The 21,979-nt window shown below is 46.8% G+C and carries 17 protein-coding genes; 13 read left to right on the forward strand and 4 right to left on the reverse strand.

The window, feature by feature from the left end:
- The first annotated feature begins 65 nt into the window (after positions 1-65).
- The 4 genes from ACOCLE_RS03680 (at position 66) to ACOCLE_RS03695 (ending at position 5,808) form a co-directional block, all read left to right on the forward strand.
- Positions 66-2,438 (forward strand): efflux RND transporter permease subunit, encoded by a 2,373-nt coding sequence (locus ACOCLE_RS03680; RefSeq protein WP_419535556.1) that lies wholly within the window; start codon positions 66-68, stop codon positions 2,436-2,438.
- Between the two features lie 87 nt (positions 2,439-2,525).
- Positions 2,526-3,158 (forward strand): DsbA family protein, encoded by a 633-nt coding sequence (locus tag ACOCLE_RS03685; RefSeq protein ID WP_419535557.1) that lies wholly within the window; start codon positions 2,526-2,528, stop codon positions 3,156-3,158.
- 113 nt (positions 3,159-3,271) lie between these two features.
- Positions 3,272-4,756: an MBL fold metallo-hydrolase gene (locus tag ACOCLE_RS03690; protein WP_419535558.1), complete on the forward strand. Its 1,485-nt coding sequence runs from the start codon at positions 3,272-3,274 to the stop codon at positions 4,754-4,756.
- 179 nt (positions 4,757-4,935) lie between these two features.
- Entirely contained in the window at positions 4,936-5,808 is an 873-nt protein-coding gene (locus tag ACOCLE_RS03695) for a hypothetical protein (protein WP_419535559.1), read from the forward strand.
- 52 nt (positions 5,809-5,860) lie between these two features.
- Here the strand turns inward: ACOCLE_RS03695 and ACOCLE_RS03700 are convergent, their stop codons facing one another.
- The gene (locus tag ACOCLE_RS03700) at positions 5,861-6,577 is read right to left on the reverse strand and encodes a hypothetical protein (RefSeq protein WP_419535560.1); all 717 of its coding nucleotides are present in this window, start codon (positions 6,575-6,577) and stop codon (positions 5,861-5,863) included.
- Between the two features lie 510 nt (positions 6,578-7,087).
- Complete coding sequence (gene tnpC, locus ACOCLE_RS03705) at positions 7,088-8,593, reverse strand: IS66 family transposase (protein WP_419532963.1); 1,506 nt, start codon at positions 8,591-8,593, stop codon at positions 7,088-7,090.
- 168 nt (positions 8,594-8,761) lie between these two features.
- Here tnpC (ACOCLE_RS03705) and ACOCLE_RS03710 point away from each other — a divergent pair, with 168 nt between their 5' ends.
- The 5 genes from ACOCLE_RS03710 (at position 8,762) to ACOCLE_RS03730 (ending at position 14,544) form a co-directional block, all read left to right on the forward strand.
- Complete coding sequence (locus tag ACOCLE_RS03710) at positions 8,762-9,892, forward strand: helix-turn-helix transcriptional regulator (protein WP_419535561.1); 1,131 nt, start codon at positions 8,762-8,764, stop codon at positions 9,890-9,892.
- 295 nt (positions 9,893-10,187) lie between these two features.
- Positions 10,188-11,693, forward strand: coding sequence for an IS66 family transposase (gene tnpC / locus ACOCLE_RS03715; RefSeq protein WP_419532963.1), 1,506 nt, complete (start codon positions 10,188-10,190; stop codon positions 11,691-11,693).
- 119 nt (positions 11,694-11,812) lie between these two features.
- Positions 11,813-12,739: a hypothetical protein gene (locus ACOCLE_RS03720; protein ID WP_419535562.1), complete on the forward strand. Its 927-nt coding sequence runs from the start codon at positions 11,813-11,815 to the stop codon at positions 12,737-12,739.
- Positions 12,740-12,765: 26 nt separating this feature from the next.
- Positions 12,766-13,809, forward strand: a complete 1,044-nt coding sequence (locus ACOCLE_RS03725; protein WP_419533005.1) for a transposase — start codon at positions 12,766-12,768, stop codon at positions 13,807-13,809.
- Positions 13,810-13,890: 81 nt separating this feature from the next.
- The gene (locus tag ACOCLE_RS03730; RefSeq protein WP_419535563.1) at positions 13,891-14,544 is read left to right on the forward strand and encodes a hypothetical protein; all 654 of its coding nucleotides are present in this window, start codon (positions 13,891-13,893) and stop codon (positions 14,542-14,544) included.
- Between the two features lie 182 nt (positions 14,545-14,726).
- Here the strand turns inward: ACOCLE_RS03730 and ACOCLE_RS03735 are convergent, their stop codons facing one another.
- Positions 14,727-16,007, reverse strand: coding sequence for an ISKra4 family transposase (locus ACOCLE_RS03735; RefSeq protein ID WP_419532972.1), 1,281 nt, complete (start codon positions 16,005-16,007; stop codon positions 14,727-14,729).
- A 14-nt stretch (positions 16,008-16,021) separates the two neighbouring features.
- On the opposite strand from ACOCLE_RS03735, the gene ACOCLE_RS03740 reads away from it, so the two are divergent.
- The 4 genes from ACOCLE_RS03740 to ACOCLE_RS03755 all read left to right on the forward strand — a co-directional run bounded on the left by ACOCLE_RS03740 (position 16,022) and on the right by ACOCLE_RS03755 (position 20,882).
- Positions 16,022-16,171 (forward strand): hypothetical protein, encoded by a 150-nt coding sequence (locus ACOCLE_RS03740; RefSeq protein WP_419535564.1) that lies wholly within the window; start codon positions 16,022-16,024, stop codon positions 16,169-16,171.
- Positions 16,172-16,256: 85 nt separating this feature from the next.
- Entirely contained in the window at positions 16,257-17,918 is a 1,662-nt protein-coding gene (locus ACOCLE_RS03745) for a DUF1302 domain-containing protein (protein ID WP_419535565.1), read from the forward strand.
- Positions 17,919-17,936: 18 nt separating this feature from the next.
- Positions 17,937-19,307, forward strand: coding sequence for a DUF1329 domain-containing protein (locus ACOCLE_RS03750; protein ID WP_066017148.1), 1,371 nt, complete (start codon positions 17,937-17,939; stop codon positions 19,305-19,307).
- Positions 19,308-19,613: 306 nt separating this feature from the next.
- The gene (locus ACOCLE_RS03755) at positions 19,614-20,882 is read left to right on the forward strand and encodes an OmpP1/FadL family transporter (RefSeq protein ID WP_419535566.1); all 1,269 of its coding nucleotides are present in this window, start codon (positions 19,614-19,616) and stop codon (positions 20,880-20,882) included.
- A gap of 312 nt (positions 20,883-21,194) precedes the next feature.
- On the opposite strand, the gene ACOCLE_RS03760 is transcribed toward ACOCLE_RS03755, so the two are convergent.
- The gene (locus ACOCLE_RS03760; protein WP_419535567.1) at positions 21,195-21,953 is read right to left on the reverse strand and encodes a sulfite exporter TauE/SafE family protein; all 759 of its coding nucleotides are present in this window, start codon (positions 21,951-21,953) and stop codon (positions 21,195-21,197) included.
- Positions 21,954-21,979 lie beyond the last annotated feature (26 nt).

Consider the following 21,979-nt stretch of genomic DNA (forward strand, 5'->3'; position numbering starts at 1 on the left):
GACAGTGAATGTGTTTGATGTAAGCCATAAAAAGAACAATTAAAAAGAATCCGGGGCAGCCAGTTATGTCGTCTTTTAATCATTCATCGTATCAAGGCAGTGAGCCAATAATGGAGCGGATGATTTTCAATAATCGTCTGCGGGTTTGCCTGTTTTTCCTGTTGGTTTCGCTGTTTCTGACCTGGAAGCTGGTGACTGGATTGCGGGTGGATGCCAGTTTCCAGAAGATGGTGCCGCTGCAACACCCTTTTATCCAGAATATGCTTCGTCATATGGAAGAGGGCGGCAATTCCGGTAATACCATTCGAATTGCTGTCGCTGCCCGGGATGGCGATATTTTTTCCGCTGAGTATATGGAATTGCTTAAGCAGATTAATGATGAAGTTTTTTACCTTCCGGGTGTTGATCGGGCCAATATGAAGTCCATCTGGACACCATCGGTTCGCTGGATTGAAGTGACAGAAGAGGGGTTTACCGGTGGGCCGGTTATTCCTGAATATTACGACGGTACCCGAGCCAGTCTGGATCTGCTTAGAGAAAATATCCTGAAATCTGGCCAGGTGGGGCAGATCATTGCCAACGATTTCCGTTCCAGTATCGTCAGTGCGCCATTGTTTGAGAAAAAACCGGAAACCGGTGAAAACCTGGATTACCAATACCTGTCTGATCAGCTGGAAGAGCTGCGCAGCAAATACGCAGAGAAAGGTGTTGATCTGCATATTACGGGAATTGCCAAGGTATTTGGTGATCTGTTCGAAGGCGTTAAAGCCATTGTCTGGTTCTTTATTATCGCTATTGGCGTTACCAGTATTCTGTTGTTCCTCTACTCCCGTTGCCTGAAAAGCACCATTATTCCGCTGTTGACGTCAGTGACTGCGGTTGTATGGCAGATGGGCCTGCTGGCTACCCTTGGCTATGGTCTTGACCTCTACTCAGTGCTGGTTCCTTTCTTGGTGTTTGCTATTGGTGTGAGCCATGGTGTTCAGATTATTAACAGTATCAGCGTTGAAACCGCACAGGGAGCAAATTCTCTGACCGCTGCGCGCCGAACATTCCGTACCCTTTATATTCCCGGCATGGTGGCACTGATTTCTGATGCCATTGGTTTCCTTACCCTGCTGGTGATTGATATTCAGGTGATTCAGGATCTGGCGATCACGGCCAGTGTGGGTGTCGCTACCATTATTTTAACCAACCTGGTCCTGCTTCCTGTTCTGATGTCGTTTATCAAAGTCAGCAAGCGTTCTGTTGACTATGCAAGAAAGAGTCAGAAAGAAGAGGCAAAAGTCTGGAAAGTGGTCGCAAAACTGGCCAGTGCAAAGGTGATGCCGGTTTCTATCCTGATTGCACTGCTGGGTTTTGCTGCCGGTGCTTATAAGGCAACGGATCTGAAAATTGGTGACCTTGATCCGGGTGCTCCGGAGTTTCATCCAGACTCCCGCTACAACCTGGATAACCTGTTTATTAACAGTAACTATTCCACCAGTGCTGATCTGTTCATTACCTTTCTGGAAACCCAACCTGAAGGTTGTACCTCTTATCCGGTGATGGATGCGATCGACCGATATATGTGGCATATGGAGAATGTGCCGGGTGTTCAGTCTGCTCTCTCATTGGTTACGGTATCCAAGCAGGTGATCAAAGGGCTGAACGAGGGGAGTATGAAATGGCAGAGCCTCTCCCGTAACCCTTATGTACTGAACAGTTCAGTAGCGAGTGCGGCAGGACTGTTCAATACCAACTGTTCCAGTGCTCCGGTTATCCTTTTCCTTGATGATCACAAGGCAGAAACGCTGGAGCGTGTGGTCAAGGCAACTCAAGATTTTGCTGCCATTAATAATACGGAAGACTATCAGTTTGTATTGGCCAGCGGTAACTCTGGCGTTGAAGCGGCTACCAATGAGGTCATAGCCCAGGCGCAGAATAAAATGCTGTTCTGGGTCTATGCGGTGGTGAGTATTCTCTGCCTGATTACGTTCCGTTCAGTGAAAGCGGTTCTGTGCATCATTATTCCTCTTGGACTGACTTCGGTTCTCTGTCAGGCGCTAATGTCTTACCTTGGAATCGGTGTTAAGGTGGCGACACTCCCGGTGATTGCCCTGGGTGTGGGGATTGGTGTGGATTACGGCATATATATCTACAGCCGTTTAGAGAGTTTCCTGAAGCAGGGGATGTCTCTGGAAGAAGCCTATTATTCAACGCTGAAGATTACCGGTAAAGCCGTAACCTTTACGGGTGTGACGCTGGCGATTGGTGTGGGCACCTGGATCTTCTCGCCACTGAAGTTCCAGGCGGATATGGGTATTCTCCTGACCTTTATGTTTGTCTGGAATATGATTGGTGCGATCTGGTTGTTGCCAGCGCTTGCCAGGTTGTTGCTGGGCAGCAAGGCGCAGGGGCGGAATGTCAGTAGTGCGACACCAGCTGCTTCTGTTTAAATAAGGTCTTTGCTCTTAACAATAAAGCCGGCACTTAGCCGGCTTTATTGTTTTCAGTTTTCTGGCTTTACTGGATGGAGGTCTGTTTTGGCAACACTTATCTATGTTCATGATCCCATGTGCAGCTGGTGCTGGGGTTTTGCTCCTGTCTGGCAAACGGTATACAGCACTATTCAGCAGGACTATCAAACTGATGAACTAACGGTTCGACTGGTTGCTGGTGGTCTTGCTCCGGATTCGGATAAGCCAATGCCAGCTGAGATGGCGGATCAGATTCGAAATCACTGGCAGAAGATCGAACAGTTGCTGGGAACGCATTTTAATTATGACTTCTGGGCGAAGAATATTCCGCGACGCTCTACCTATCAGGCCTGCAGGGCCGTAATTGCTGCCAGAGAATTGGCAGGAGCGCATAGTGAGTTGGCAATGATTACTGCGATTCAACAGGCTTATTACCTTCTTGCAGAGAACCCATCTAACGATGACGTCTTGTTGAGCTGTGCGGAAAAAGCAGGCCTCAATTCAAAACACTTTGGGCAGTTTATGAAATCGCCAGAGTGTGATGCTTTATTGATGGAGGAAATAAGATTTGCTCGTAGTATTGGAGGGAATAGCTTTCCCAGTCTTTTTCTCGAGGTTGCAGAAGGTGTTCATGATATTCCTGTTGACTATCAGAATCCGGGAGCCATCTTGAAGTTCATATCAGACCTGATGAGATAGTTCACTGCATTGTGATTTTCGTAGTCTTATCAGACGATGATGCTGTGTGGTTCTCTGGTTTTAATCAATCCAGATTAACAAGCTGATCAAACAATAAAAAAAGTGGTAAAAAAATGGCAAAAATAAAAAGCCTGATTGGCTATGCAGCAACAGCTCTTGTGTTTACCGGTGTGGGGGTGATGCTCAGTGATACCGAGCTGGGTGATCAGGTGCGTAGCAGTGCCCAGGTTGCTAAAAAGTCGGCGCTGAGTACCGTTGCTGATCAGTTCAGCGGGGATATTCGTGAGCGGGTATTGATTGAAAACCCGGAATTGATTCAGCGTGTCATGGTGGGTGGTGGCTTTGGGGGGAATTTCTCCAAAAATATTGGTCAGCATATTTTTGGCAAGAATTATGAGCCAGCCATTCAGGATGCGCTGGAGATGACTGAGGTCAAGCAGGCAGGTGACCGCATGTGGATTATTCATATGCCGATCGTTAACTCGATCCTGCTGGAGACTGACGAAGGACTGGTGGTGATTGATACCGGCATGGCACCGGCGGGTCCCGCATTGATCAAAGCCATTCGCAGCGTCAGTGATAAGCCTATTCATACCATTATTATCACCCATGGCCATACCGATCATGCCTATGGCACCTACGCATTGGTTGAAGACAGTCCGAATGCCCAGATTATTGCCCATGAGAACATCATTCCCCGTTTTGAACGTTATATAAAGTTGCGGGGCTCACTGGCTAACTATATGAGTCAGCCTGTAGATGAATTGCCGGCTAAAAAGGACGATATTGTCTGGCCTACCAGAACCTTTAAGGATCGTCTGGAGTTAACCATTGGTGGTGAAGCGTTTGTTCTGCAGCATCACCGTGGTGAAACAGACGACCATCTTTATGTCTGGATTCCAGGGCGTAAGGCGATTGCCGTGGGTGACTTCTATCAGGGGTTCCTGCCCAATGTTGGCAATGGTAAGCGCAGGCAGCGCTATGTTGAGGACTGGGCGGTAGCCATGCGTGAAATGGCTGCACTGAAGCCTGAGGTTTTATTGCCATCCCATGGTGTCGGTATTACCACTGGGAAAGAGATTCAGGAGAACTTTGTTGTTCTGGCTGAAGCGCTTGAGTCCATCACTGAGCAGACGCTGGACGGTTTGAATCAAGGCGTAAGAAAAGATCTGATTGTTGATGGAATAGAGCTCCCTGAGGAGCTGGCTAATCACCCGACCCTTCAGGTTAAATACGTCAGCGCCAAGGATATTTCCAAAATGCTGCTCAAGCAGTACACCGGATGGTGGAGTGATATTCCGTCTGACTGGTCACCAGCACCCTGGGCCAGCCGTGGTGCCGAGATCGCTGGCCTGGCCGGTGGTGTTGACCAGCTGGTGGTCAGAGCCCGTGAGGTAATGAAAACCGATCTGGCCCTGGCCAGTCATATGGCTGACTGGGCCTGGATGGCAGACTCTGATCATCCTGAGGTGCAGCAATTGACCATTGACGTGTATAAGGCGCGGGTTTCTGATCCTGCCACCAATACTCAGGAAATGCTCACTTATATTGACCAGATGGCCAGGGCTCGCCAGAAGCAGCTTGAAGCCGGGCGTTAATTTTTCTTCTGAATCAGGCTGGCTTGCTACTGGCCTGATTTTTCTCTCAATTTCTACTGAATTTCTGATACTTAGCCTTTTTTGTTATTGATGGTTCTACGCCCTTTCAATACCATGGGGATAAGGGCTGAAAGCACCTGATAACAACAATAAATAAACAAAGTTCAGGAATGATTCCCATGGAAGCTGTACTCCGCCATTTCTCGGTTTTCTTTTTGCTGATCTGTTTGAGTTATACCGTTGTAGCCGATGATGCCCGGATGGCCGGTGCTCATTCTTCTGAAGGCTATGGCCCGATTTTTGGCAGTGAATGGGTTCCTGAGGGTACCGATATGCCAAAAACCTGGGGACTTTCCATTACCACCATGTCTATGGAGCAGGATAGTAAGCTCAGTGGTGTGACCTTTCGGGGCAGGGCAGGGGAATATATTAAAGATCTGTCCTTTAACCGGGTTGAGGATGACAGTCAGGTTTCTAATATCCGGCTGGATGCCTGGCTACTTCCTTTTATGAATGTCTATCTCATGGCGGGTTATATGGAAGGAAAGACACTGGTAGACAGTACTACGGTATTTGATCCAACGCCCAACTTCCCCGGTGGTGAGTTAAGCACATCGATGACTATGTATCAAAAGTATCATGGTATTAACTGGGGGCTTGGTGCAACTCTGGTTTATGGTAAAGGACCGTGGGTGACCACTTTGGACATCAATGCTTCAAGAGCTGAGTTGAACGTTGTACGCTCCAGAGTGAATGCGGTGATGGTAACTCCTCGTGTTGGCTATACCTCTCGTATAGGAGGGTTTCCAGTTACCTGGATGGCGGGTGTCAGCTATCTCTGGCTGGATCAGCGAATCACTGTAGAGCAGCAATTGCCGGGTATTTCTGAGCCGATGGTGCTTGAGCTGGATGTCGAGGCGGATAATCCCTGGAGCCCTTCTTTGGGAGTAACTCTGGAATTTTCTGACCAACTGCAGGGTGTGTTTGAGGCTGGGTTTGATGGCCGGCAGACGTTGATGGGGTCTTTGGTTTATCGGTTCGGTGCGGATTGATAGTAAAAAAAATCAAGAATTATAATTTATTGTTGTTTGCCTGTTCTTCTGTTCAGAACACGTAGAGTGGAGAGCCTTCTAATGATTGTGCAAATTGATCAAATACAGGGTCATGATAAGGAATATCCCGAAGTGCGCCGGCTAATAGTCCCCTTGATAACTGGTTGAGTTTAGGTTTTACGGTCTCTAATGCAGCCAGTAGGTATAGGCGGGCAATTGCTTTCAAGGCTCTTTCTTCCATGCCAGGAGGAAGCTTAGTAAACTTGAGTTCACTCTGAATAATTCTATCAACTCCTTGTATCAATAAATGTGTTCTAATTTCTAGCTCGTTGTAATCTTCAACACCGTTGCTCTGTGACAGGTCGACAGCGTAAACGATATCTTCTGCTCTAGGATCTGGCTTATCTTTCAATAAAAGTACTCTTCTGATAATAATATTATTTTCAGTAGATTCCTCACCTTTTTCAATTCTGGTTTTTCCTAGTTCAGGTTTATAGTCACTCCTTGCATTTTTTATCCATTTACTCGCTGTATGTGCAATTTCCTCCATTAAAAAACCTTTTTTGACTGAAATATCAATATCTCTTGGGGTTAAAGTTATTTTCAGGAGTTTTTTGTTTATGCCTTCTGGTAGTAATAAGTCTTTTAAAAGCTCTAGAGGGTTTGGACCCCAATGAAAATAGACGTATTGTTCAAAAGAGGCACTTCCTACAATAATAACTGGGAAAGTGTTGTTATTGGTAGCAGGGAGTGGTTGGGTTTTAATCATTGGTGGAGGCTGGTTGCTTATTGCTTCTAATATATGGTCGTGAAAATGATTGCGAACTTCTAATGTTTTTTCGGAGTCAGAAGCTGGTTGGCACTTTCTGGCAAAATCTTTCAGTAGTAGTCTTGGTATGGTAGTGCTGGGTTGTTGTTTTATTCCAGGAGAAATTGTCAGTGGAGATGGTAATTGTTGAGTATCCTCAGAAATTATTGTTTTTCCAGTTGTAGTATTCTTACATGCCTTCTCTGTATGGTTGCTGTCAAGTGGTGGCTCGCTTCCAAAAGGCTCTTCTGAATCGTAAGTCTCATCGAAGCTTTCATATTGTTTACCTTGTGCTGGTGTGGGCTCAACAGCATTGTCAAGGTCGTCGAATTCGGTTGTGAACTTAAATAAAGGCGCGGTATGACCAGTTGTTACGTTCTGCTCGATTTTTGTTGTTTCTTCGCAACCTAGCTCGGAGAAGTAATCAAACTCTTCCAGTCCCGTTTGGAAGTCATAATCAGTATCTTGTAACTATTCAGCACCCAGCAAAGGCGTATTGTTGTAATTTCGAACCGCTTTAAGAAGCGCCTGAAATATGTTCAACCCCTGCTTTTTAGCAGATGATAAATAGCTTCGGATTCGGGTAAACATGGTACCTCCGTCTTCGCTTCTGAAGCAGCCTGAGATCTTCTGCTTAAGTTTGGCCATCCTGGCATCACGTTCACTGCCATTGTTATCGAAGGGAATTGAAAAGTCCGACATGAAGCGCAACGTTTCAACCTTAAACTCAATAAGCCTTTTGAACAGGTTGTAGGCCTTGGTATTCCTGACCTTCTTACGTCCAAGCACCTGTCGTTGTTTTTCCATATAAGCGGTTTCCTTCGTGAGAGCCCTTTGAAGGATTTGGTCGTATATCGTCTCAATGCGAAGCTGTATTGCACCAGGCATTTGAGTCAGACCGGCTGCTTTGTATTTCTTGCAGAAGTGCCAGGAGAGCGTAAGCAATTTCATCAGCCGCAGAGCCAGCTTATTCGCATCCCTATCGACAACTCCCTGAAGCTCTCTCAGATGATGGGCATTACAAAGCACATGCACTGCCGCATAGGCAAAGTAGGACTTCCAATGATCGTGAACCAGAATGCCTGCAAAAGTCAGCAGGATGCCCATTGCATCCATTGCTTCACAACCTCGCCTTTCTGAGAGGTAGTAAAGCGTCCATTGGTCATCTCGCATAATGTGTAACCACCACAGTGAACCGTCAACCCGCATGCCAGTTTCATCCGCTCCTGCAACCGGACTTTCTTGTAAAGCATCGCGGATACTCTGCTCAGTAGAGGCCAGGTTCTCATGGGTATAGGCAACAAAATTGGCAACAGAGCCTGCGCTGACACTCATGCAATAAATAGTATTGAAATACTCAGACACCCGGTGATATGGGATGAAGTGATACTGGTTTAAATGAACAGCCATTGCCTGAGTCACTTCTCCGTATTGAGCAGCGGCTTTCACTCCTTGGGGAAACTCAGCGGTGTTCCGTTTACCACAAGGACATACTTTAACGTCTGCCCAGTACGCGGTAACTTCAAATTCTCCGGGTCTACCTGGATCAAAAACCTGTCGCTCAATGTATTTGGTGGGTTTAATATCGATAAGCGAAGACTGGCAACAGCAACATTTTTCAACCTTCAGATGCCTGACATAATCGGGTAAGGCGACACGTCTCAAACAAGAGCCTTGATGACCTTTCTGGCCACCTGGTTTATTGCCTGAAGATGGTCTAAGGCTTTTGGGGTTCGGTGTTTCCTGTGAGGAGCAGGGGGCTTCTTTGGAAGATGTATCACCTTTATCACTCCCTTTTTTACTGGGCTTTTGATAACCATCTGACGATGGTGGCTTACTACTGTTTTGACTGTTTTTATTAACCCTTTCTTCCAGTTCGCTGCAACGTTCCCGTAAAAGCGCATTCTCGGTCCGAAGCTCTTCATTCTCTTTAAGGAGAGCTTCGGTAAACGGAGTAGCTGGGAAGTCTGGTTCCATACTGGAGATTTGTTAGAAAAATTGAGTATAAGATGATGGTCGAAAAATCAGAAAATTCCAGATTTATATGAAGGGTGCTGAATAGTTACCTTTTTTGTTAAATTAGCACAAGCTATCTCAGTCTTTTATCGTCTTCATGGACGATAATGAGTAAAAAAAGAATAAATTATGAAATATACCATCGATATTGAAGAGTTTAGCCGGTTAATTAAAGCTCTTTATCAGGGCATTCTGGAAAATGTGCCGTGGTCTGGTTTTCTTGATCGTCTACAAAGTAAGCTGGAAGCAAACTATGTGACCATAGTTATCAGTCCCCCTACTGATGACCATGACGGTCTTTTTCTTACCACAGGAACAACTGGAAAAGAGTTTGTCGCTTCCTACAACAGTCATTTTTACGCGATGGACCCTTTTGTTGATCTGCCCAGTGCCAAAGTAGTGAGTCTTGATGAATTTATTTCAAGCAGTGAGCGGGTTGACTCAGAGTATTGTCGACAGTTCCTGCAGCCGATGGATGTTTTTCATGTGCTGGGGGTGGATATCGGCACTGACAATGGGGCGAAATACAGTCTGAGAATCAGCCGGGGACACGAAAGCAGCGCTTTTAATGATGGGGATAAGGCCTTTGTCGAGATGCTGGTGCCTCATTTGCAGGAGGCGATTGAGCTGCATACCCAGTTGGGGCGAATTGAAACAGAGCGGAACCTTTATGCAGGCGCTGTGAATCAACTGGCAGTGGGAACCATTATTCTGGATGAAGAGGCCAAAGTGCTCCAGAGTAACCAGGTGGCCAGTGATCTGCTGAAAGAGAAGGATGGAATCGAACTGATCGGAGGTTCTCTACAGGTAGGAAGCAGTCGTGACACCCGGCGCTTGAAAGAACTGATCAGGGATGTGCTGGCTGCCCAGAATGATAATCAGCCTTCGGTGGTCGAAGCATTGAGAGTACAGCGGCCTTCAGGTAAGAGTGATCTTGGCATTGTTGTGCGTTCTGTTCCTCCCTCTCAATGGTCAAAAGCTAAACATACGCCTTCTGTTGTTTTATTTGTTGGCGACCCTGAGCAGCAATCTCAGGCACCCCGGGATATTGTCAAGACGTTGTTCGATTTAACCCCGGCAGAAGCCCAGCTGGCGATGATACTGGCAAACGGACTCACGCTTGACGAAACTGCCGAGGAGCTTGGGATCAGTCGAAATACAGCCAGGGCGCATTTGCGTTCGATCTTTTCAAAAACCGGAGTAACCCGTCAAACTATGCTGGTGCGCTTGATTCTGAAAAGTGTTGCAACGCTGGGTTGATGTTTCAGTAATCTTCAAATGCCATAGGGATGTGGCAGGCAAGTCATTTTCCACCTTGTTTAATCTGTAATGTTGTTTTGGCTTTGTTTGTGGCCGAATTTGTTATTGTCTGTTCACTGGCTTTAATCATAAGGTACAGCCATTGTTTCAGAGGTTTGCAGTCTTTTACTGTGTAATCACTGGAATCCGGGATCTAAAAAAACAACGTAACTATTCAGCACCCTTCATATAAATCTGGAATTTTCTGATTTTTCGACCATCATCTTATACTCAATTTTTCTAACAAATCTCCAGTATGGAACCAGACTTCCCAGCTACTCCGTTTACCGAAGCTCTCCTTAAAGAGAATGAAGAGCTTCGGACCGAGAATGCGCTTTTACGGGAACGTTGCAGCGAACTGGAAGAAAGGGTTAATAAAAACAGTCAAAACAGTAGTAAGCCACCATCGTCAGATGGTTATCAAAAGCCCAGTAAAAAAGGGAGTGATAAAGGTGATACATCTTCCAAAGAAGCCCCCTGCTCCTCACAGGAAACACCGAACCCCAAAAGCCTTAGACCATCTTCAGGCAATAAACCAGGTGGCCAGAAAGGTCATCAAGGCTCTTGTTTGAGACGTGTCGCCTTACCCGATTATGTCAGGCATCTGAAGGTTGAAAAATGTTGCTGTTGCCAGTCTTCGCTTATCGATATTAAACCCACCAAATACATTGAGCGACAGGTTTTTGATCCAGGTAGACCCGGAGAATTTGAAGTTACCGCGTACTGGGCAGACGTTAAAGTATGTCCTTGTGGTAAACGGAACACCGCTGAGTTTCCCCAAGGAGTGAAAGCCGCTGCTCAATACGGAGAAGTGACTCAGGCAATGGCTGTTCATTTAAACCAGTATCACTTCATCCCATATCACCGGGTGTCTGAGTATTTCAATACTATTTATTGCATGAGTGTCAGCGCAGGCTCTGTTGCCAATTTTGTTGCCTATACCCATGAGAACCTGGCCTCTACTGAGCAGAGTATCCGCGATGCTTTACAAGAAAGTCCGGTTGCAGGAGCGGATGAAACTGGCATGCGGGTTGACGGTTCACTGTGGTGGTTACACATTATGCGAGATGACCAATGGACGCTTTACTACCTCTCAGAAAGGCGAGGTTGTGAAGCAATGGATGCAATGGGCATCCTGCTGACTTTTGCAGGCATTCTGGTTCACGATCATTGGAAGTCCTACTTTGCCTATGCGGCAGTGCATGTGCTTTGTAATGCCCATCATCTGAGAGAGCTTCAGGGAGTTGTCGATAGGGATGCGAATAAGCTGGCTCTGCGGCTGATGAAATTGCTTACGCTCTCCTGGCACTTCTGCAAGAAATACAAAGCAGCCGGTCTGACTCAAATGCCTGGTGCAATACAGCTTCGCATTGAGACGATATACGACCAAATCCTTCAAAGGGCTCTCACGAAGGAAACCGCTTATATGGAAAAACAACGACAGGTGCTTGGACGTAAGAAGGTCAGGAATACCAAGGCCTACAACCTGTTCAAAAGGCTTATTGAGTTTAAGGTTGAAACGTTGCGCTTCATGTCGGACTTTTCAATTCCCTTCGATAACAATGGCAGTGAACGTGATGCCAGGATGGCCAAACTTAAGCAGAAGATCTCAGGCTGCTTCAGAAGCGAAGACGGAGGTACCATGTTTACCCGAATCCGAAGCTATTTATCATCTGCTAAAAAGCAGGGGTTGAACATATTTCAGGCGCTTCTTAAAGCGGTTCGAAATTACAACAATACGCCTTTGCTGGGTGCTGAATAGTTACAAAACAACTATAAAAAAGAAGCATTGCGACAATGGATATAACAAGCCGTAAATCCCTTTTGGGGAAAGTCTTTCGTTCGACTGCTTTATGCTGTAAACGTTCTCGGAGTTTGGGTGTGAGTGCACTCCTGATTGGCAGCTTTTTCGCTGCCGGCCATGTGAGTGAAATTAATGCAGCTAACCCGGCTCCTCGCAATCCACACCTGGCAGATTCTACCAACCCTATAGGTCACACCACGTCGGCTCAGCAGGACTCTGTTCCCCAGGCTGGCCCGATCGGACCAACCCGTACTCTGGATGACTTTGAGCTGCAATATCGCCACTTTGGTCCTTTTCAGTTTGGTACCAGTATTTCCGGTGTCTATCCAGACGGTAAGCGGGTGTTCTGGAGTAATGGTGCCAATGGTGTGTTTAAGGCAGAGCATGACAGCTTCAATATCATCGATCGCTTCCCGGTAGAGGGTAAGGAGTTCAGCCGTCCTGAAATCGAAGGTGCGCTTGAAGAACTGCGCTCTCGAGAAGGGCTTTCCGCCATGTATTTTGCCTTTAAACAGGCGGATATGTTTAAGGAGCTCTCTGGCGTCTATACGTTGCTGGACAATAATCACGATTACTATATCGGTGATAATGGTGGTCGTGGTATCACCGTTTACGGAGACGCAGATCCCTCTGACTCAAACAGCAAAATTGTGAAAAAACGTCAGTGGACCATGCCAGATTCAGTCAGTGGCCTGATGATTGGTATGAATATGACCTTTGATGGCTGGATTGTGTTTGCCACAGAGCACGGTTATATCGTTTCCGTTAAAAAAGATTTCTCTGAAGAGCGGGTTGTTCGCCTGAATTACGCGGTTGAAGAAGATGCAGAGAATGCAGCAACCGGCCCCACCGGGAAAGGCTGGGTAAGGAATGGGCAGGCGGTTGATGAGAGCGGTATCTACGTTGCTTCCCAGAACCATATGCACAAAGTCATCTGGCAGAATGAGCAGCTTTCCGTTGATGATAGGACTTTCGCATTGACAGGCAGCTGTAAAAATTGCTAGATCAGCAAAAAATAGCGGATGTCGTCGTGCGTAGAAAGATAACAAGACCTACAACAGCTGGGTGTGATTTGCCGAAATATACAGGGTTTCTATTGTGTGAGCCGAAATCAGCAACCTGTACTCGCCTTAGTGAGATCGGAGATATGTCACACCACAGCGTTAACCGTTTTCTACAACGTGAAGACTTTGCTCCCAATGACCTTTTCATGGAAGTAGCCGCAAGGCTGATTCTTGATGGGGGCACGCTATCGGTTGATGATACGGTGCTGGATAAGCCGTACAGTAACTACACGGCATTCATCGGCTATCATTACTCGGGCAAGCATCATAAAGCCGTCAAGGGCATTAATCTCATAACGCTCTATTACACCGATATCAAAGGCTATAGCCTTCCTGTCAATTTCCGTATCTATGACTCTGCGGACGGAAAGTCCAAAAATGATTATTTTCTCGAGATGCTGAAAGAAGTACTTGTATGGGGCTTACGACCTGCATTTGTTACGGGGGATTCCTGGTATAGCAGTGCCGCAAACCTGAAGACTGTGAAAAACAACGGTCTGGGTTTTATGTTTGCCGTTAAAAGCAACCGTACTGTTTCTATCCAAAAGGGTGACTACCAACAAGTGCAGAGCCTGGAGATTCCTGAAGAGGGAATAACCGTTTGGCTACGTAATTTTGGTTCTGTGCGTTTGTACCGGACGCGGCTAAAAAACGAGCTGCGCCATTACGTCGTCTACACACCCCATGCTGGATCAGAGGTATCACCACAGGTAGGCTTTAATGAACTTCACCTGCACCATTGGGCGATCGAAGAGTATCACCGGGCGCTGAAACAACTCTGCAGTATTGAGCGCTTTCAGGTGAGAGGAAAGCAGCAGGTCAGGAACCATATTTTTGCCTCTATCTTTGGGTATGCCTGCCTTCAGGCCAAGAAAGTATCTGAATCTCTCAGTAGCATCTATCGCGTTAAGAATGATGCGCTCAAGGATGCTATTTGGGACTTCATTAAGAGCTTCTCTGATGGTAAAGACTGGCTGAGACCATCTTTTATCAGAGCTGTCAATGCGTAAGTTCTAGATGAGAAAGACGGTGCCTGGAGTGTTCAGTACAGCAATACGGCAGGGCAGGGGACTGGTTCTACACCAAGCCTGATGGGCTTTGGGGATGAAGACCAGTTTGTGGTGATCACCGATGGTGATAAGAAGATGAACCTGCTGCTTTACTGGCGGAATGAGATTCCGACGGATTGGGAGAAGTTGCCAGAGGCGAATGATCGTCGTGTCGCCGGTATTATCCGTGTGGATATGGGCGACCCGGAGCTGGCCGTTCAGTCTGAACAGTCAGTGGTGGTGTCTGGCTATGGCGCAGCCATGGTGAATAACACGCCAAGAATGCCCTGGTACTATCCAGAACGTGCCGCCATGTTACTGAATGGTTTCCTCGGAACCCGGGAAGAGTATCAGCCCTACGGTATTCAGAAATTTGCCTGGAATCCCGAGAAACGACAGCTGGAAAATGCCTGGGTTAATACGTCATTAAGTTCCCCGAATGCCATGCCCCTGGTGAGTGCCGGCTCAAATATCCTCTATACCACCGGAGCCAGAAATGGTGAGTGGACACTGGAAGGCATCGACTGGACAACTGGAGAACCGGTTTTCCACTATGTGCTGGGTGATGAGCGATACAACACCCTGTTTGCCGGCGTGTTGCTTGATGAAGACGGTCATATTTTCTTTGGTACTTCATTCGGCAAGGTGCGTTTGAAGCCAAGAAAAGAAGAAGTGCTGAATACGGCCAGTAATTAATTATTATTGCGTATTTAAATTTAATTAAAAGGCCGGAGTTATCCGGCCTTTTAATTAATTGAGTATCTCCTTAAATGTATCCTGAAAATATAACAAGTCATTTAATGTCTTCTTTTCCTTTGTGCTCTTTGTGTTCTGTGTGATTCAACAAAATCGGGTGCTCTCTCAATTTGATAACTGACTCATAGGTTAGCTTCAACCTTTCCAGTCATGAACTCAGACCAAAGTTGTTCCCAGCGCCCCTTACTCTGGATCAGTGCTCTTGTTGTCAAAAGCACTTCCGCTCCTGTTGCTTTCCACCTCATTCCAGAACCACATAATCGTTGCTTTACCAGAGTCTTACAAGCCGCTTCAGTAACTCCTGAACCTATTGGCCAATGGCGTTTAAGCGCCTGATGATAATTCATTAACTGGTGATTGTTTGTAAAATAGCTCACAGCTTTGTAGCGCTTCTCTGTCAGTGCGATTGTCTTTTTCGGGAGCTCGGCTGATTCAATTTCCTGAAGGATTTTTTTGGCTGCTCCACGCTTGTTTTTCAAACTATGTAGCCTGTCTTCAAGCCACTGGTGTCGCTTCGCCTTACTGGTTGGAAACAGTGCTTCCGCTGCTCCAGCTAAATATTCAGATGCATGATAAAAATCGAGTATCTGCCCAGAGGTATGTTGTTTCAAATAACTCCAGTTTTCTCTAGCCCCGTCAGCTACCCCGATGTATGTGGCATTTGGGTAGAGTCGTTTTAGATCTGCAATCTCCTCGTCGAGCTTGCTCATAAAGCTTTGTTTACCATACTCTGGCGAACTGGCTGTATATATCGTGTGGAGCCTGTCTCCATCTGCAGAATATAGGCTCAATGTCCCACACATGGCTTCCCTCCAGCCTTCTTCACAAAGCAGCATGCAGGTTCCATCCAGACCAATGGCTATTGTTTCAACAGGCTCTTTTAGTGGAGGAAGGTGGTAGTGAGTGTCTTGCTGGTCTTCAATTAATGCACCTACTCTGTCCGATAAATGCTTGATATAAGAATTTGAAAGCGTCCTTTGATGGTTGGTCTCAAAATCTTCTTTTACCGCAGGCGCTGGCATCTGGCTGTATTTCCAGGCGATAGACTTGGCAAATTTGGGGGTAGCTGAACCAATAATACCGGCACGAAGATCAAGTGCTGCCAGAGTACTGCCACCTCTGACACCCTGATATACGGAGCGCTCCAAAGGTATACGACCGTATAAGGTTTCATAGTGCTTAAGAACCTTTCCTTTGTAGTTCCACTTCTGCTGATTAACGACGATAGGTTCTTTATTGGGTGATTCAAATAGCCCCAATAACTCTTTTGTTCCAAGCTGCCCGGCTTCATTGAGTGCACGCTGTAAACTATCTTCAAGATTCAGCATGTTGCCTGAATCTATAGAAACTTCAATTTGCAAAACGATGCTTTTGGTAGAGCTGGAAATAACAGAAGCGGGCATGACAGTTAACTATTATGAGTGGTGTTCCCATAGTAGCTGTGAAAATAGAGCACTATTGTTTCAATCATTCAGAGAGAGCACCCACAAAATCCCATAAAAGAAATGAAAAAAAAGTGTTGGCCGTTTTTGTCATTGCTGATGGCCGGATGGCGATTTATGGTTAGTAACTGTGGAAATCTGGTGGGGGGAGACGCTGGCCGGATTGTAGATTTTCATAACAGAGCTGATTGATAACCCGAATAAATTCAAATGCGCGCCAGCAGCATTGACGATCAGCCCCAGTCGAATGACAACAACAATAATAAACCGATCGAGAAGTTGATAATGCAAAACACAATAATACCAAGGAAGTCGATCCTGGCGTTGGCTGTGTCTGCCGCGGTGTCGGCCGGTGCTGTCCAGAACAGTTATGCACTCTCTTTCGAGCCTGCTGATGAGGTGACCGTTCACTGGGATACAACCGTCGGTTACAGTGCCGGATGGCGGGTGAGTGAGCAGGATGCTGAGGCCCTTGCAGATATTAACAATGATGATGGTAACCGGAATTTCAAAAAAGGGGCCATGGTCAATAACCGCTTCTCGGTGCTGAGTGAAGCGGATATCCAGTATAAGAATTATGGTGCGTTTATCCGCGGCAGTGCTTTCTATGACGGTGCATACTATGGCACCAATGATAATGACTCAGAGGCAACATTTAACGGTAATGGAAACCATGATGGGTTCAGTAAGGCCGTAAGAGACGCCCACGGTTCCGATGCCCGCATTCTTGATGCTTTTGTTTATGGCTCGTTTGATGTAAGGGACCAACTTTTAAACGTTCGAGTGGGTAAGCAGGTCGTGAGCTGGGGGGAAAGTCTGTTTATTCCGGGTATCAGTTCTGCCATGAGCCCCGCCGATGCGACCAAAACTACGGTTCCTGGTGTTGAAGTAAAAGATATCCTGCTTCCTGTTGGTCAGGTCTTTGCGCAATACGACATCAATGACACTCTGAGCGTTGCGGCCTATAGCCAGTGGGAGTGGGCTCAGAATGAAGTCAGCGAGGCGGGTAGTTATTTTGGGGCCAGTGATACCTTGGATAATGCAGGGGATTCACTGTTGCTGCCTATTCCTGGTCTTGGTGTACGTGAGGCTGTACGCGGTCAAGATATTGATGCCCGTGACTCTGGTCAATGGGGAGTTGCCCTGAATTATTACGCTGAAAATCTTGGCTATGGTACTGACTTTGGCCTCTATTACCTTAACTATCATGATAAAAACCCTTCCATTGTAACTGCGGACTATTACACATTAGGCCCTGCTAGGCTTCCTGGTAGTTATCACAGTGAATTTGTTGAAGACATTAAACTCATTGGTTTCAGTTTCAGTACTTTGATTGGTGATACTAACGTCGGTGGTGAAATAGCCTATCGTAAAGATGCAGCAGTAAACCCATCAGGTTTCAATGCAAGTACCGATGCCATCCGTCGAGCCGATACATTGCAGGCTCAGGTTTCTGTTATTCACTCTTTCGGAGCCTCAGCCATTGCTGATGATGTCGTCTTCTCTGGTGAATTTGGTTACAACGAAGTTCGTGGCATAAATAACAATAACGAGTTACCTGGTTATGCAGACATCACCATGGATGAGTCCGGTGCCGGTATCGCCGGTTCGGTAACCTTGAAATACAACAGTGTATTCCCCGGAACCAACCTGGAAGTGCCTGTCAATTTCAGCCATAACATCAATGGCAACTCAGCTGCTGGTGGTTTTACCCGTGGCCAGAACTCAGACCGTGTCAGTGTAGGAACCAAGTTTATTTATAAGACCCAATGGGAAGCGGGTGTTAACTACAGTGCTTACTTCGGATCTTATGAAGAGAACCAGTACACCGACCGTGACTTTGTATCCGTTAACCTGAAGTACTCCTTCTAATCGCCTGGAGAGATAATAATGAAAATAACAAAATCTTTACTGGCTGTGACCATGGCAGGGATGACCCTGATGGCCACTTCGGTATCCGCCAAGGTAAGCGAAGAGGAAGCTGCCCGCCTGGGTAAGGATCTGACGCCTTTCGGAGGTGAGATGGCGGGTAATGCCGAGGGGACTATCCCGGCCTGGAACCCGGACTTCCAGCCACCGGCCAGTTATAAGCCCGGTGACTACTATCCGGACCCTTATGCTGATGAAAAGCCGCTGTTCGTGATTACTGCGGAAAACATGAGTGAGCATAAGGATAAACTGACACCGGGTATGCAGGCGCTGTTCAAGACGTACCCAAAAACCTTCAAAATGCCGGTTTATAAGACCCACCGGGATGCCATGTACTCTGACTTCAGTATCCAGCAGGTTCGGGCCAATGCGACCCGTGCTGAGCTAACGGAAGACGGTAATGGCGTCATCAATGCATTTGGAAGTGTTCCATTTCCGATTCCAGAAGGTCCGCTGGAAGTAGTATGGAATATGGCTTTTAATAACTGGCCATACTTTTCTGACTACCGAATTACAGATGCTGTCGTTTACCGAAATGGCTCTCGTCTGGAGGGTGTCAGTCATTTTACCCGGATAGCCCCTTACTTTAATCCGGAGCTGGATTTTGAGACATTCCAGAAAGAAAACCTGCCCCGTTCAGCTTCTATTATTCAGGCGCTGGCACCAACACGGGAGAAGGGTAAAACCGTTCTGGTTCATGAGTTTGTAAACCAGAGTGTTGAGCCACGTGCAGCATGGAGTTATACGCCAGGTATTCGTCGTGTACGTCGTGCGCCAACCGTAAAGTATGATTCTCCAGCAGGCCTGGGTAATTGGCGGACCACCGATGAGTCCTATGGCTTTAACGGTGCCACTGACAAGTACAACTGGACATTGTTGGGTAAGCAGGAAATGTACGTTCCTTACAACGCCTACCGTTTTGAAGACCCCAGTGTCTCTCTGGATGAGCTGCTGACCCAAGGGCACCCGAATCCAAAGTATATGCGCTATGAGCTGCATAGAGTCTGGGTGGTCAAGGCTGAGCTGAAAGAGGGTGAGCGTAACGTCTATAAAACTCGCGTTCTGTTTATCGATGAGGATCACTGGAATCCGGTTGTTGTGGATCAGTATGATAACCGTGATGAACTCTGGCGTACGACGATGGTTAATTCCATTAACCTGTTCGACATGCCGGGAATGGATCGTCGTTCAACCATTCACCACGATCTGATTTCCCGTGAGTACTTTGCCAATGAGATCCGTAACCCCCATCCGCCAATGGTGGTGAACCGCGAGGAAAAAGAACTTTCTTACTTCACGTCTTCAACCCTGAAAAAGCTTGGGGTTCGTTAATACGCTTTCGTGATGATCTCATGAAAGTTTTTTGGCCGGAGCTTGCTCCGGTCTTTTTTTATCCTTAGGGTTTTGGCTTCCCGCTTCCCGCTTCCCGCTTCCCGCTTCCCGCTTCCCGCTGCTTAAAGTACTGCTGAATGAATTAAGTTGAGTGCGACTTGACCAAATTATTACTGGAATTTACGCAGAGGTGGTGTATTGCTTTTCAAATTCAAACAAATGTTTTAAGATCCGCTAACGAAAATGCACGCAGTTTTCACACAACAATAAAAATGCACCTAACGATGTGCCTGAAGGGAAGTTACTATGAAAAAAATAAATCAATCCCTCTTTGCCCTGTCGACATTGACACTGGCCATGCAGGCTGGTGCTGCAGGTTTTGCCCTGAATGAATCTTCAGCGGCTGCTGCGGGTACGGCTTATGCGGGTCGGGGCTCCAATGCGGAAGATGCCTCCATTATGGCTGCTAACCCAGCGGGTATCGCGCTGCTTGAAGAGCGGCAGGTGACTGTGGGTGGTGGTGTCGTTGTGCCAAAAGGTGATTTCAAAGGTGAAGGCAGCTTTGCAGGAGCCAGCACCAATGATGAATTCTTGAACACAGCGGTGATTCCTTTTGGTTATTTCTCAATGCCTATTGATGATCAGTTATCGTTTGGATTGGGAATGTACGCTCCTTTTGGTTCGTCCACTGACTACAACGACGATTGGGCCGGACGTTACCTTGCCAACGAAACAGATGTTTCTGTAATTAACCTCCAGCCAACAGTTGCCTATAAGTTTTCAGATCAACTCTCTTTCGGTATAGGACTTTTTGCAACCTATGCGGAAGGAGAACTGAGTAGATTTATTAACCCTGCCTCTCCAGCCACTGCTGTAGTGGTTGAGGGTGATGATTGGGCTTATGGATGGAACATTGGAGCAATATGGCAACCACTGGAAACCACTTCTTTAGGGGTTAGTTATCGCTCAAAAATAGACTTGAAACTTAAAGGCGATGCGACACTTCAGCCTGCAGGAATTTCTGAAAAAGCTAAACTTAATATCACTTTACCAGAGACTCTGGAGTTCAGTGCTACACATGAATTAGATGACCGTTGGACGGTTATGGCTGGGGCGACTTGGACCCGTTGGAGCCGTTTTGACAAACTTGTCATTGAATCTGATCAAGGCGGTGGTCCAATCTCCGGATTAGATCCAAGTGATTCCACAGTCATTACTTACGTGCCGGAAAACTGGAAAAATACTTGGTCTTTGGCAGTGGGGGGTAGTTATAAATACAGTGATCAACTGACCTTAAAAGCAGGTTATGCATTTGATCAAACCCCTGTTCAAGATGAGTTCAGAACTGCACGTATTCCTGATGGTGATCGTAACTGGTTAACGGTTGGTGCTAAGTATGAACTTGGTAATGATTGGACCGTTGATGCAGCTTATGGCTACATGTTTGCATCAAAGGTTAAGATTGATGAGGAAAACTATAATAACGATGGCTCTGTTAACGGAGGTCTGACTCTTGAGGGTGAGTACGACAACACTGCTCATGTATTCAGTGCATCCGTAACCAAGCGCTTCTAGAGCTTGCTCACTGTTCTGCATCAAGAAAATTGAGCGAAAAAGAAAAACCCGGCAATCGCCGGGTTTTTTTATTTTCTCGTTATCCTTTCTGTATATTATTCAGTTTTGGATCTTGCTTCCTGTTCAACGAGAACAGACAGGAAGCGTACATATGATTCAAATTTACCTATTTATTTAGCCAATGTGGTTAAAGAAGCTGGCACCTTCCATACATCAATTATTGTTAGAGCTTAAACTCGTCTTACCATTGGTCTCGCTCAAATGAGTTTGGTCTACTCATTGCTCTGTAGTGTTTATGTTCTTTGCGACGATTTAAAAAAACATCGCCGCAAAACACCCACAAATGGTCATGACCAGCAGCAGCTTTTTCAGTGTGTCTGGTTTTGCCTTAATGGCGAACTTCACGGAAAGATGAGCGCCAATAATATAGCCAATGGAGAGCACCAGTGCCGGAATCCAGGCAACCTGATCACGGGCAATAAAGACAACGAGGGCGACGACCGTAAAAGCCAGCGTACAGACCAGCTTCAGGGCATTGCCCCGCACCAGGTCGTAACGGAGAACACCACATACCGCTGCCAGTAGAATAAAGCCCACGCCCGCCTGGACAAAGCCTCCATAGAATCCGGCTATCGTTAACCCGATCCAGGATTTGGGTGAGTCAGCAACTTTCAAGGGGGCTGTACCTTCTGGTGGCACTATCAGCGCTGGTCGTAGCACCATAATCAGACTCATGGTGACCATGGCTCCCAGTAACATGGGCTTTAATATCCCCTCCGGACTGTAAGAGGCGGCCAGTGCTCCCGCCAGGCCTCCCGCCAGGGTGGGAATCATCATGGGCAGGATTTCGCCAGTTTCCAGACGGTTATGCTGCTTGAAGCCAAGGGCGCCGGTCAGGCTCTGAAGAAAGATACCGACCCGGTTACTGGCATTGGCAATGTCTGCCGGCATGCCCATCACCATCAGGGCAGGCAGTGTCAGGTTGGAACCGCCGCCAGCCAGGGTATTGATCATGCCTGCCAGCACGCCCAGTGTGATCAGTGTTGCGGATGATACTGTCGTGATTTCCATAATCCGTTCCCGTTGTCGCTTTTTTG

The sequence above is a fragment of the Endozoicomonas sp. genome (genome assembly GCF_965196975.1).
Taxonomy (GTDB): domain Bacteria; phylum Pseudomonadota; class Gammaproteobacteria; order Pseudomonadales; family Endozoicomonadaceae; genus Endozoicomonas.